12 protein-coding genes are annotated in these 13509 nt (G+C 52.2%); 7 read left to right on the top strand and 5 right to left on the bottom strand.

Annotation, left to right across the window (positions count from 1 at the left end; translation table 11 throughout):
* Positions 1-64: 64 nt before the first annotated feature.
* The 4 genes from htpX to RTX30_RS09415 form a co-directional block, all read right to left on the bottom strand.
* Positions 65-946, bottom strand: coding sequence for a protease HtpX (htpX, locus tag RTX30_RS09430; protein ID WP_312689165.1), 882 nt, complete (start codon positions 944-946; stop codon positions 65-67).
* Between the two features lie 193 nt (positions 947-1139).
* Positions 1140-3188 (bottom strand): carboxy terminal-processing peptidase, encoded by a 2049-nt coding sequence (prc, locus tag RTX30_RS09425; RefSeq protein WP_312689163.1) that lies wholly within the window; start codon positions 3186-3188, stop codon positions 1140-1142.
* Between the two features lie 19 nt (positions 3189-3207).
* The gene (gene proQ / locus RTX30_RS09420; protein ID WP_312689162.1) at positions 3208-3894 is read right to left on the bottom strand and encodes an RNA chaperone ProQ; all 687 of its coding nucleotides are present in this window, start codon (positions 3892-3894) and stop codon (positions 3208-3210) included.
* A 96-nt stretch (positions 3895-3990) separates the two neighbouring features.
* Positions 3991-4488 (bottom strand): GAF domain-containing protein, encoded by a 498-nt coding sequence (locus RTX30_RS09415; RefSeq protein ID WP_312689160.1) that lies wholly within the window; start codon positions 4486-4488, stop codon positions 3991-3993.
* A gap of 131 nt (positions 4489-4619) precedes the next feature.
* Between RTX30_RS09415 and yebS the strand changes: the two genes are divergently transcribed.
* The 5 genes from yebS to RTX30_RS09390 all read left to right on the top strand — a co-directional run bounded on the left by yebS (position 4620) and on the right by RTX30_RS09390 (position 10674).
* Positions 4620-5903: a membrane integrity lipid transport subunit YebS gene (yebS, locus tag RTX30_RS09410; protein WP_312689158.1), complete on the top strand. Its 1284-nt coding sequence runs from the start codon at positions 4620-4622 to the stop codon at positions 5901-5903.
* On the top strand, positions 5872-8505 hold the full coding sequence (locus tag RTX30_RS09405) for an MlaD family protein (RefSeq protein WP_312689156.1): 2634 nt from the start codon (positions 5872-5874) through the stop codon (positions 8503-8505). Before yebS ends, RTX30_RS09405 begins: the two co-directional genes overlap by 32 nt.
* 78 nt (positions 8506-8583) lie before the next feature.
* Positions 8584-10023 carry a 16S rRNA (cytosine(1407)-C(5))-methyltransferase RsmF gene (gene rsmF / locus RTX30_RS09400; RefSeq protein ID WP_312689154.1) on the top strand — a complete coding sequence of 480 codons (1440 nt, stop codon included), beginning with the start codon at positions 8584-8586 and terminating at the stop codon, positions 10021-10023.
* 114 nt (positions 10024-10137) lie between these two features.
* Positions 10138-10377, top strand: a complete 240-nt coding sequence (locus RTX30_RS09395) for a YebV family protein (RefSeq protein ID WP_312689152.1) — start codon at positions 10138-10140, stop codon at positions 10375-10377.
* A gap of 105 nt (positions 10378-10482) precedes the next feature.
* Positions 10483-10674, top strand: coding sequence for a YebW family protein (locus RTX30_RS09390; RefSeq protein ID WP_312689150.1), 192 nt, complete (start codon positions 10483-10485; stop codon positions 10672-10674).
* On the opposite strand, the gene pphA is transcribed toward RTX30_RS09390, so the two are convergent.
* Entirely contained in the window at positions 10675-11319 is a 645-nt protein-coding gene (gene pphA, locus RTX30_RS09385) for a protein-serine/threonine phosphatase (protein WP_312689148.1), read from the bottom strand.
* Between the two features lie 175 nt (positions 11320-11494).
* On the opposite strand from pphA, the gene RTX30_RS09380 reads away from it, so the two are divergent.
* Both RTX30_RS09380 and RTX30_RS09375 read left to right on the top strand, forming a co-directional pair.
* Positions 11495-12442: a VirK/YbjX family protein gene (locus RTX30_RS09380; protein ID WP_312689146.1), complete on the top strand. Its 948-nt coding sequence runs from the start codon at positions 11495-11497 to the stop codon at positions 12440-12442.
* A 418-nt stretch (positions 12443-12860) separates the two neighbouring features.
* Positions 12861-13022: a hypothetical protein gene (locus RTX30_RS09375; RefSeq protein WP_312689144.1), complete on the top strand. Its 162-nt coding sequence runs from the start codon at positions 12861-12863 to the stop codon at positions 13020-13022.
* The last annotated feature ends 487 nt before the right edge of the window (positions 13023-13509 follow it).

The following is a 13509-nucleotide window of genomic DNA, read 5'->3' as shown; positions in this document are numbered from 1 at the left end:
GCACGTCTCTTAGAGACATAAAAAAAGCGCGTCATGCGACGCGCTTTCCAGAACTGCACTGAACTTATTTGAGGTATTCGCCGGTACGCAGCGCTTCAATACGTTTGTCCAGCGGCGGGTGTGTCATAAACAATTCGCTCAGCGATTTTGACTTCCCGTTGATACAGAATGCCATCATGCTGCTGGCCTCCTGAGGTTCATAGCTCGTTTTCAGGCGTTGCAAAGCGGCAATCATCTTCTCGCGTCCTACCAACTTCGCAGAGCCGGCGTCGGCATGAAACTCACGGTGGCGAGAGAACCACATGGTAATAATGCTGGCCAGAATACCGAATACAAGCTCCAGTACGGTTGCAACAGCAAAATAGATAAGCGGGTTGCCGTTACTCTCTTCACCATCGTCACGGTTGCCGCCCAGAAATCCTGCGGCAATCTGCGCGATAATGCGCGAGATAAAGATAACAAAGGTGTTTACGATGCCCTGGATCAGCGTCATCGTTACCATATCGCCGTTGGCCACGTGGCTGATTTCGTGAGCGATGACGGCTTCTGCCTCGTCACGACTCATGTTCTGCAACAGCCCGGTACTGACCGCGACCAGCGAGGCATCACGACGCGCGCCAGTCGCAAAGGCGTTGATATCCGGCGCATGGTAGATTGCCACCTGCGGCATTGCGATGCCTGCCTGGCGCGACTGCTGCGCCACCGTATTCATCAACCAGCGCTCCATATCGTTACGCGGTTGCTCAATCACTTCGCCGCCAACCGATTTCAGCGCCATCCATTTCGACATCAGCAGTGAAATGAACGAGCCGCCAAAACCAAACAACAGCGCCATGATTAACAGACCCTGAACGCTGCTCGATTGAATGCCCGTCAGGCTAAGTACCAGACCGAATACCAGCATCACGGCCAGGTTAGTCAACAGGAAGAGCGCGATTCGCATCATAATTTTCTTTTAACCTCGGTTTAACAAAACGCACTATGCGATTACCCACATCGTATGGGCATACAGGCTATTTTCAAGCATCGGAGTGGCGTAAGTCACCAGAAAGACACAACTTTACATTTTGTAGCACAACGCTTACGCCAGTGGAGGATTGTTAAAAAAAACAGGCACAATTTCTTGTGCCTGTTGGGAGTTACTTCGCGGGAGCGGGTTGTTCCGCCGGTTTGTCTTTGTCCAGATGGGCAAGGTCAAGCGCAATGTGGACCGTCTCATCAAGGTACGGATCCGGCTCCTGATAATCCTTCGGCAAATCATCCAGTTTTTTCAGCAGCGGTTTGCCTTCACGTTTGAAGCGGTCGTTAAGGCGAGAGAGGCGAATCGCATCATCTTCCGCATTCTCTTTCTCACGCTGCACCAGATTCAGCGACACGAGGTTACGTTTATCTTTCAGAGCATTAAAGCGAGCAATATCCTTCATGATGTACTGGAATTCAGGATCTTTCGCGATACGTTCTTCATGATCTTTCAGCAATTCTGCGCCAAAGGGTTTTAAATCACCGGATTTCACAAAGGTGGCAGCATTGATGCTATCCCACGGCAGTGCGTTGTCTTCGAATTTCTCACCCGTTTCCGTCACCTGCGTTCCGGTCGGCATAATGATGTCCGGCGTTACGCCCTTACGCTGCGTACTGCCACCATTGACCCGATAGAATTTCTGGATGGTGTACTGCACCGAACCCAGCGCTGGCCATTCGGGACGCAGCATCTGATCATAGATACGGTTGAGCGAACGGTACTGCTGAACGGTACCTTTTCCGAACGTCGGCTCGCCAACAATCAACGCACGACCATAGTCCTGCATCGCAGCAGCAAAGATTTCCGACGCCGAGGCACTAAAGCGATCCACCAGTACCACCAGCGGGCCTTTATAATAGACCACACCGTCAGTATCGCTGTCTTCGCGCACCTTGCCGTTATTATCACGCACCTGTACGACCGGCCCGGAAGGGATAAACAGACCAGAGAGCGACACCGCCTCGGTCAGTGCTCCGCCACCGTTGGTACGCAGATCGATGACTACGCTGCTGACGTTCTGTTTTTCCAGCTTCTGCAACTGAACTTTGACATCATCCGTCAGACCAACGTAGAAGCCAGGAATGTCCAGCACCCCGACTTTCTCTTTACCTACCGTCTTAACCGACATCTTCACAGCACGATCTTCGAGGCGGATACGCTCACGCGTCAGCGTCACGATACGGGTTTTGGTGCCCTTACCTGCTGGCAGAACTTCGAGACGGACTTTGCTGCCTTTAGGACCTTTGATCAGGGCAACGACATCATCAAGACGCCAGCCAATGACATCGACCATGTTCTGCCCGGTCTGCCCGACGCCAACGATACGATCGCCCACGCTAATGGCTTTACTTTTCGCCGCCGGACCACCCGCCACCATTGAATTAATCACGGTGTAGTCGTCGTCCATTTGCAACACCGCGCCAATACCTTCAAGCGACAGGCTCATTTCAGTATTGAATTGCTCAGTGTTACGCGGGGAAAGGTAGTTAGTGTGCGGATCGATTTCCCGGGCAAAGGAGGTCATCGCCAGCGAAAACACATCTTCGCTGTTGGTCTGCGCCAGACGGCGAATCGCAAACTTATATCGACGCGTTAAGGTTTCACGCACCTCTTTGTCATCTTTGCCAGTCAGCTTCAGGCTCAGCTCGTCGTACTTCACTTTGCTGTCCCACAGCGCATTTAACTCGGCTTCATCTTTCGGCCAGGGTGCTTTGCTGCGATCCAAATTGAACGAATCATTACCGGTAAAGTTCATCGGGCGCTCCAGTACCTTCAACGCATACTGATAACGCTCGAATCGGCGTTTTTGCGCGAGGTTATAGAGGTCGTAAAAAACGTCCAGCTTACCGCTGCGCAACTCATCGCCTAACTGGCCTTTCTTTTGCGAAAACTGCTCGACATCGCTTGCCAGCAGCACGTTATGGCTGTAGTCCAGCAGATTAAGATAGCGATTGAAGATCTTCGCCGAAAAGGCTTGATCCAAATCGAACTGACGGTAATGAGAGCGTGTGAAGCGTGACGTAACACGCTCGCTCACGGTCGCATGCTGCGTCTCTTCCTTTAACACCGGAATCTGATCAGCACGGGTAATATCTTCCACAGCCAGCGCATGGCCTGTTACGAATAACAGACCAGCCAACGCTGTGCGCTTAAACAAAGTGTTCATGCCAGGCCAGGCCTCCGTTTCAGAACATTAAATGTTCTGCGCGTACAATCATCGACATACCCGAACTAAGCTGTACGCGAACGCCATCTTTGGTGATTTCCAGCACGGTGGCGTCCATCGCATTGTTCCCCGCTTTCACCTTCAGGTTTTGCCCCACACTCAGTACAGACAAATCTGAAACTGGCGTATGGCGCTCTTCCTGCTGCGGTGCGCGTTGGGTTTTCGCGACAGGTTTGTCAGCACGAGGCTTACGCTCGCCGCTTTCCTTACGACGCGGAGCCGGACGCGGTTTGCGCTCACGACGAGGCGCCTCTTCCTGACCGGCAGCAGCTGCTGCTTCTCGTTTTTTGGCTTGCTGTTCAGCGCGTTGCGCCTGAACGCGAGCTTTTGCTTCTTCAAGCTGCTTACGCGCATGTTCGACATGCTGCTCATCAAGGACACCGCACGGGTTGCCGTCGAGATCAACACGAGCCGCGCCCGCCTTGATGCCGTACAGGTAACGCCAGCTTGAAGTATAAAGACGTAAAGCGGAACGAAGTTGGGTTTTGCTGAGACTCATCTCACCCTCAACACGCTCGACCAGATCCTGAAAAATTCCAATTTTCAGGGGGCGTGCTTCGCCTTCAGCACTGAAACAGTGAGGAAAACGTTCGGCCAAAAAAGCGATAACTTCTTTACTGCTATTCAACTTAGGTTGATTTTCCATGAAATTTCCTGATTACAACGGACGTTGCCAACAAGCGCAGGCATGAACAGGCGTCATTATAATGACGCTATCCGTAAATGCTACGTTATCCGTTGATTATCCTGCGACGGGCGCAAAGTATTTTTTAAAATCCGTCCCCGCAAGGACATTTTCCAGATGCGACACCAGCTCGCGAAGCCCTTGTTCATCCTCTGCAGTAAAGCGAGAGAACTCAACGCTATCAATATCCAGTACGCCAATTATCTGATTATTCACCGACAGTGGTAATACGATTTCCGCATTACTGGCGGCATCACAAGCGATATGGCCGTCGAACTGATGCACATCTTCTACACGCTGTACCTTGTTTTGCGCCACTGCCGTGCCGCAAACACCCCGCCCGACGGGAATACGCACGCAGGCGATTTTGCCCTGAAACGGTCCCAGTACCAGCGTGTCGCCTTCCAGCAAGTAAAACCCCGCCCAGTTCACCCCGTTAAGACGCTCAAATAACAGCGCACTGGTGTTTGAAAGCGTAGCTAAAAAACTGGTTTCACCTGCCATTAACGCCTGAAAGTCACGGTTCAGATCCGCGTAAAATTCTGTTTTGTTCATTATCCAACCACTTTGGTGTCTTACTTTGAAAACTGCTTAGCCTATTAAAATAAGCATTAAATGCGTTGATGCTCAAGATGTTCACGACATGAGTTAAGATAGATTCATTCAAACCTTTTCTGACGCATGCAATGGCCCTGAAGATTCGACAACTCGCCACCACGCAAAAAATCGCCATTCGCCGGGTCGGCGAAGCATTGCCCCGCGCACATTATCAGCGCTGCCCACAATGCGATACGCTTTTTGCGTTACCGGTTATGAAATCGCACCAAAGTGCATTTTGCCCCTGTTGCGACGCCAAAATCCGCGATGGGCGCGATTGGTCATTAACCCGCCTGGGCGCCATGGCGGTAACAATGCTACTACTGATGCCCTTCGCATGGGGCGAACCCTTATTGCATCTCTATTTATTAGGAGTGCGCATTGATGCCAACCTGTTGCAGGGGATCTGGCAAATGACCGCACAGGGATCCCCACTGACCGCAGCAATGGTCCTGTTTTGTACCGTTGGCGCACCGCTGGTGCTGATTAGCGGGATTGCCTATTTATGGCTCGGCAATATCCTTGGCATGAATCTCCGTCCGGTATTATTGATGCTGGAGAAACTCAAAGAATGGGTGATGCTGGATATCTACCTGGTGGGGATTGGCGTTGCCTCGATCAAAGTGCAGGACTACGCATGGCTTCAGCCCGGCATCGGCTTATTTGCGTTTATCGCGCTGGTACTCCTGAGTGTCATGACACTTATCCACCTCAATGTGGAACAGTTATGGGAGCGCTTTTATCCGCAACGCCCGGCAAAGCGCCCAGACCCGCAGTTGCGTATCTGCCTTGGCTGCCATTTTACCGGTTTCCCGGACCCGCGAGGCCGCTGCCCGCGCTGCCATATTCCTTTGCCAATGCGTCGTAAGCAGAGCCTGCAAAAATGCTGGGCATCACTGACGGCGTCATTTATTTTGCTGTTCCCGGCGAACCTGTTGCCGATTTCGGTGATTTATGTCAACGGTGCGCGCCAGGAAGACACCATCATGTCCGGGATCATCTCCCTTGCCCACAGCAATATTGCTGTGGCGGGCGTGGTGTTTATCGCCAGTATCCTGGTACCATTTACCAAAGTCATTGTGCTGTTTACACTGCTTCTCAGCATCCATTTTAAATTTGAACAGGGGTTGCGTTCTCGTATTTTACTCTTGCGCTTTGTGACCTGGATTGGGCGTTGGTCGATGCTCGATCTGTTTGTCATTTCACTGATGATGTCACTGATTAATCGCGACCAGCTACTCGCTTTTACTATGGGACCGGCCGCGTTTTATTTCGGTGCGGCGGTAATTTTGACTATTCTTGCTGTCGAATGGCTGGACAGTCGCTTACTTTGGGATGCTCATGAGTCAGGAAACCCCCGCTTCGCCGACTGAAGCGCGCATTAAATCTAAACGGCGCATTTCGCCGTTCTGGCTGTTACCGGTTATCGCCCTCTTGATCGCAGGCTGGCTGATATGGAGCAGCTACGAAGATCGTGGTAACACCATCACTATCGATTTTATGTCCGCCGATGGCATCGTTGTCGGGCGCACACCGGTTCGTTACCAGGGGGTGGAAGTTGGCACCGTGCAGGATATTCGCCTGAGTGACGATCTGAAAAAAATTGAAGTGCGCGCCAGTATTAAAGCCAACATGAAAGATGCGCTTCGCAGCGAAACCCAGTTCTGGCTGGTCACCCCCAAAGCGTCCCTCGCCGGGGTATCCGGGCTGGATGCACTGGTTGGCGGTAACTACATCGGAATGATGCCGGGTAAAGGTGAGCCGCAGGAGCATTTTACCGCGCTGGACACGCAACCAAAGTATCGCCTGAACAATGGCGACCTGATGATCCATCTGCATGCGCCGGATTTAGGGGCGCTAAACAGTGGCTCATTGGTCTACTTTCGAAAAATCCCCGTCGGTCGGGTCTATGACTATTCGATCAACGCCAATAAACAAGGCGTTACCATCGATGTGCTGATTGAGCGGCGTTTCACCAATCTGGTCAAAAAAGCCAGCCGTTTCTGGAACGTTTCCGGTGTCAAAGCGGATGTGAGTCTGAGCGGCGCGAAAGTGGAACTGGAAAGTCTGGCTGCGCTGGTCAATGGTGCCATCGCCTTCGATTCACCCGACGAATCGGCCACAGCTAACCAGGACGATGAGTATGGCTTATATGAAGACCTGGCTCACAGCCAGCGCGGTGTGCTGGTCAAATTGGATCTGCCCGGCGGCCAGGGTCTGAAAGCCGGTTCCACGCCGTTAATGTACCAGGGTCTGGAAGTGGGTGAGCTGACCAAAATCGACCTTAATCCCGGGGGCACCGTAACCGGGGAGCTGACTGTCGATCCCGGCGTGGTCAATCTCCTACGCGATACAACCCGTATTGAGATGCGCAGCCCGAAACTTTCGCTCAACAACCCCAATGTCAGCGCGTTATTGACCGGCAATACGCTGGAGCTGGTGCCAGGTGAAGGCCAGCCTCGCAATCAGTTCGCAGTACTTCCTGCCGACAAAAATCTTTTGCAGGAGCCCGGCGTCGTTACGTTGACACTGACTGCGCCGGAAAGTTATGGCATCGACGCAGGGCAACCGCTGGTTCTGCATGGTGTGCAGATAGGGCAAGTACTGGAGCGCAATTTGACGCGCGACGGTGTTTCCTTTGCTGTGGCTATCGATCCGCAATATCGCTCGCTGGTGCATGGCGACAGTAAATTTGTGGTTAACAGCCGTATCGATGTCAAAGTTGGACTTGATGGCGTGGAATTTCTTGCTGCCAGCGCCAGTGAATGGGTCAGCGGAGGGATCCGCATTCTGCCTGGGGTAAAAGGCGACATGAAACAGACCTATCCGCTGTTTGCCAACCTCGATAAAGCGCTGGAAAACAGTCTGAGCGATCTGCCCACCACGACACTGACGCTGACTGCGCAAACCCTGCCAGATGTGCAGGCAGGCTCGGTGGTGTTGTATCGTAAATTCGAAGTGGGCCAGGTTATCACGGTGCGCCCGCGTGCTAACGCCTTCGACATCGATTTACATATCAAACCTGAGTATCGCGATCTGCTGACCTCGAACAGCGTCTTTTGGGCCGAAGGTGGTGCGAAAGTGCAGCTTAATGGCAGCGGGCTGACGGTACAGGCCTCTCCCCTGTCCCGGGCGATAAAAGGTGCAATCAGTTTTGATAACCTGAGTGGCGCGAGTGGTCGCACCCGTAAAGGCGACAAACGTGAACTGTACGCTTCCGAAACTGCGGCGCGTGCCGTTGGTGGCCAGATCACGTTACACGCGTTTGATGCCGGAAAACTGGCGGAAGGCATGCCGATCCGCTATTTGGGCATTGATATCGGTCAGATTCAGAGTTTGCAACTGATCACCGATAAAAACGAAGTTCAGGCCAGTGCCGTACTCTACCCGGAATATGTGCAGACCTTTGCCCGCTCGGGTTCTCGTTTCTCTGTGATCACCCCGCAAATCTCTGCCGCAGGCGTCGAGCATCTTGATACCCTGTTGCAGCCTTATATCAATGTGGAGCCAGGGCGCGGCGACATGCGCAGGGATTTCGAAATTTCGGAAGCGACCATCACCGACTCGCGCTACCTCGACGGGCTCAATATTGTGGTAGAAGCGCCGGAAGTAGGTTCGATGAACATCGGCACCCCGGTCCTGTTCCGCGGTATCGAGGTGGGTACGGTTACCGGGCTGGCGCTCGGCACACTTTCCGACCGTGTGATGGTGGCGATGCGCATCAGCAAACGCTATCAACACCTGGTACGCAACAATTCAGTCTTCTGGCTGGCGTCCGGCTATACGCTTGATTTTGGCCTGACTGGCGGGGTGGTGAAAACCGGTACCTTTAATCAATTCATTCGCGGCGGTATTGCCTTTGCGACGCCACCGGGTACGCCGCTGGCACCGAAAGCACAGCCGGGTAAACATTTCCTGTTGCTGGAAAGTGAGCCGAAAGAGTGGCGGCAATGGGGCACCGCCCTGCCGCGTTAACGCTACAGGCTCCGGCGTGTCTGCGTCGGAGCCTTTGTGCTACACTGCGCGCCTGTTTTATTGCTTGTGGTGCGCCCTGTGGCTCAAAACGCTGTTTACCTTCCTGAAGCATTCCTGGCGCAAATGCGCCTGGCCATGCCAGCCCATCTCTCTTTCGATGAATTTATCGCGGCCTGCCAGCGCCCTTTGCGGCGGAGTATTCGCGTTAATACGTTGAAGATTACCGTGGCGGATTTTCTCACACTGGTAGCCCCTTACGGCTGGCAACTCACACCCGTACCCTGGTGTGCCGAGGGGTTCTGGATCGAGCGTGACGATGAAGAGACGCTGCCGCTGGGCAGTACCGCTGAGCATTTAAGCGGGTTGTTTTACATTCAGGAAGCAAGCTCGATGCTACCGGTTGCCGCCCTGTTTGCTGATGGCGATATACCGCAACGGGTCATGGATGTAGCCGCCGCACCAGGGTCCAAGACCACACAAATCGCTGCACGTATGAACAACAAGGGAGCCATTCTGGCCAATGAGTTCTCGGCCAGCCGGGTCAAAGTGTTACATGCCAATATTAACCGTAGCGGCATCTCTAATGTTGCGTTGACGCATTTTGATGGCCGGGTTTTTGGACCGGCACTCCCCGAGATGTTCGATGCCATTTTGCTCGATGCTCCTTGCTCAGGCGAAGGCGTGGTAAGAAAAGATGCCGATGCGCTGAAAAACTGGTCGGTTGCCAGTAACCTGGAGATTGCCGCCACCCAGCGCGAGCTGATCGATAGCGCCTTCCATGCTTTGCGTCCTGGCGGCACGCTGGTCTATTCGACCTGTACACTGAATCGCGATGAAAATGAAGCCATTTGTCACTGGCTACAGGCCCGCTACCCGGAGGCGGTTGAGTTCATGCCATTGGATGCACTTTTTCCGGATGCCGGCCGCGCATTAACCGAAGACGGGTTTTTGCATGTATTCCCGCAGATCTATGATTGTGAAGGTTTTTTCGTGGCCCGTCTGCGCAAAACGGCAACGGTACCTCCCCTGCCTTTGCCAACCTATAAAGTCGGTAATTTCCCCTTTAGCCCGGTTAAACCGCGGGAAGCGGCACAAATTGCCACTGCCGCCGCGGCGGTCGGATTGCGTTGGGGGAATGAGTTGCATCTGTGGCAACGGGATAAAGAGATTTGGCTGTTTCCGGCCCATATTGAGCCATTGATTGGCAAAGTTCGTTTTCAACGTATTGGTCTGCGTCTGGCAGAAACACACAATAAAGGTTTTCGCTGGCAGCATGAGGCCGTTATTGCGCTGACCGGTCATGATAATCCGCTGGCTTTTCCCCTGACGCTGGCCGAAGCAGAAGAGTGGTATCGCGGCCGTGACATCTACCCGGACACTTTGCCGCCGCGCGATGATGTGATTGTGACCTTTCAGGGGCAACCGCTAGGTCTGGCAAAAAAAGTGGGGTCGCGACTGAAGAACAGTTACCCACGTGAACTGGTGCGCGACGGTCGGTTGTTTGCCGGTAACGCATGATCGCGGTAAAAAAATAGCACTTTCTGACTGGCAACTTGCTCTTCGTTGTACCAGGCTGAAATATGGGCGGCTTCACTGGTCGTACCACACAATCAGCTAACAACGGAGAGCATTATGACGAAAACCAGCGTGCGCATTGGCGCATTCGAAATCGACGATGCCGAGTTGCAGGGCGAAGCGCAGGGCCAACGCACATTGCGTATTCCCTGCAGCTCTGACCCGGATCTGTGTATGCAACTTGATGCCTGGGACGCGGAAACCAGCATTCCTGCCACCCTAAACGGCGAACATTCGGTTTTGTATCGCGAGCATTACGATCAGAAGTCTGATACCTGGGTCATGCGTCTTGCCTGATTCGAAAGGAACCCGTCCATAAGACGGGTTATTTACCCGCCTGATTTCCCCTGCCTGGATTCATCCTCTACACTTATCGTTACGTTGTACTGAACCGAGGATGGGATGTTCGCTCTGGTGTTATTTGTCTGTTACCTGGATGGTGGGTGTGACGACATCGTTGTAGATGTATTTAACACCGAACAACAGTGTCTTCGCGCGATGGATACACAGCGATTACGCCATGGAGGCTGCTACCCGGTTGAAGACTTTATTGACGGTTTCTGGCGCCCGGCCAGTGAGTTCAGTGATTTTTGATTATTGCAGTTGCGCCAGTGTTAATTCACCGCCGAACACCGCACCGGTATCAATATAGTGCAGATTGTACGCATCGTAACGAGCTCTGAGAGGTGTGTGACCAAACCAAAAATGATCGGCACCGGCGATTTTGCTACCTTTGCCCGCCAACAGCTGGTTTAGTCTGTCGCGTCGCCAGAGCACAGACTCCTGATCAATCGCTTTCTCCCACTGATATTCCGCAGCCGGATAATCGGCATGCGCAACAACATTCACACCGTTCTGGCAATGTAACTCCAGGATATAGGGCAGCTGTGCACAACGCTGCAACCCTTCCAGCGCGTGCTGCCGTTCCTCCGCCTCCAGTGTGCTGAACCAGTTACCGCCATTGAGCTGCCACATGGCCATATCACCCTCGCGCAGAGCATCTATCGCCATCTGTTCATGATTGCCGCGCACGGTTTTAAACCAGGGTTTTTGCAATAGCTTCAGACATTGAACGCTCTCTGGCCCGCGATCGATCACATCTCCCACGCAAACCAAGAGATCCTGCCAGGGATCAAAATGGCGTACACGGAGCGCCTGCATCAGTTGCCGGTGGCAACCATGCAAATCGCCGACAATCCAAATGTTACGCCACTGTGTGCCGTCAATACGCTGATACATGTTTGCCCCCCCTTATTTTTAAGTATAGGAAAATCCTTGACGAAGAAAGATGTATTGTTCAGACGCTATTTATCTAAATCATTATTAAACGAATCGAAAATAAAGACCGGGGCAGCATTAATTTGTATTTACCAGACCTTTAAAATAAGCGCTGAAACAATCAGAGGTCTTCATCGTGTCAAATATCAGCCTGCAAACAGAACTTAAGACAAATTATAAGCCGCGTATTATTTCAGATTTGGTTGCCGGTCGTCTTGTCCCCGGTCCGATTTGGAAAAAGCGTAATTACCGTATTAAGTTTTTATTTCGCTCGCTGCTATTCTGGTCACCGACCACGCGCATGCTGGATGCGTTGTCCCGCCGACCGGGGTTCGACAGCTTACTCAACGCTCAAATTACGCTTCCCAGTAAATCGCACCGCCAATACCTCACGCTGGGGCTGGGAGCGTCGCAACGTGCGGATGCCATTATTTCCCATTACGTCTGGCTGGATGAGAAAGTCCCACCTGCGCTGGCAGAGACGCTAAGTGCCGCGGAGCCTCGTCAAATCATCGAATTTTTAGGTAAAGATGACGCCCGTTTCTCTCTTTATGCATCCGGTGCCAGCAAAGCAGAGCGTGAAGGTGAAAGCACGCTATGGCTGCACGATGAGAATGATCACCTGCTGGCCAGCGTGACATTCAGCGTGGTGAGCGAAAAGGGCCAACGCGTACTGGTTATCGGCGGTCTGCAAGGACCACGCAAAGAGGTTCAGCACGATGTCATTAAAGTCGCCACGCGCGCTTGTCACGGTGTGTTCCCGAAAAAAATGCTGCTGGAAGTGTTGAGTCAGTTTGCTGCTGTGACAGGCATAACTGCGATCTACGGTGTCAGCGATAATGGCCATGTGTTCCGCGCTCTGCGTTACCGCCTGAGCAAAGGCCGCCATTTTCACGCCAGTTACGATGAATTTTGGGCATCCATTGAAGGTGTAAAAGACAATAAATGGCGCTGGCGTTTGCCGACACAATTTGCACGTAAGTCATTAGAATCTATTGCCAGTAAAAAACGTGCCGAGTACCGCCGTCGTTTTGAATTGCTGGATGATGTTATTGTAAAAGTTAATCAATTGTTTTCCGCGTAAATATTAGCAGGCGGAGTAATACGCTTTGCCTGCGTTTATTTTGTTATCAATGCCCCTATTTTAAACACCTCTTTTCTTAAACCATAGATAAACATTGTTAATATAATGGTATAATTCACCAGCGTCGCGTTACGCGCTATCTGATACCGCCTACATATTTACTCTCCGTCGTTTCCACCCAGTGCATCATAAAATTCACGTCAGCGATTTTCAGTGACAAGGGCTACCGCTACCCGCCATCAGTCCAGATAACATGAGGATAAACAAACGAGTGGCATGCCTTCCGCTATGTCTGCGTCATCCGTGTTCCTCCGGACTCGTAGTACGATTTTTATTATATATCATATATTTTTAAGATTACGCTTAAGTAAAATTTATAGGATAATGATAAATTAGCGCGACTTCTTGAGGAGATAATATGAAAAAAATGATTTTTGCAGTGATTACCCTTTGCGCGGCGCTTTCTCTTTCCGGTTGTATCGGCCCCTTCTGGGGACCAGGTCCCGGTGGCGGTCACGGCGGAGGGCACGGTGGAGCGCCCATGCAAGGACCTGGCGGTGGTGGCCCGGGCGGCTGGTAAGTCCCAGGCAGACATCAAAAATGCGATCATTAAACATCCGGCTCAGGCCGGATGTTTATCCTTTTTAGGCAGAGTATGAGCGCTTGATTCATTCCCGAAGAGCAAGCGTGAGAGAAGCTGAACATTTCGGAAAATCGTACCTTTTTTGCTCACGTTTACTATGATTTTGCCCTCTACCGCATACGGTCCTTCGTTGCCCCTCCCCGTAGTACACGCATCTTTCACGTGCAAAAGCCATCGTCCCGTTGGGCATTTCTGCTGGGATCATGAAGAAGAGCGAGTAGTTAACCTGAGCCATAACAAATCCTCACCCTTGCGGGTTCGCCAGAGCAACACAACCGCGGGGGGATAACCACTTGAATTAGCGCTGCAGGGCTGGTATTACTGAAGTGCAAAAAAAAGACCGAATACGATTCCTGTATTCGGTCCAGGGAAATGGCTCTTGGGAGAGAGCCGTGCGCTAAAAGTTGGCATTAATGCAGGCTAA

It is taken from the genome of Kosakonia sp., from assembly GCF_032052965.1.
Classification (GTDB): Bacteria; Pseudomonadota; Gammaproteobacteria; order Enterobacterales; family Enterobacteriaceae; genus Kosakonia.
Note: the sequence above shows the minus strand (reverse complement) of the source record. Positions and strands in the feature narration are given on the sequence as shown.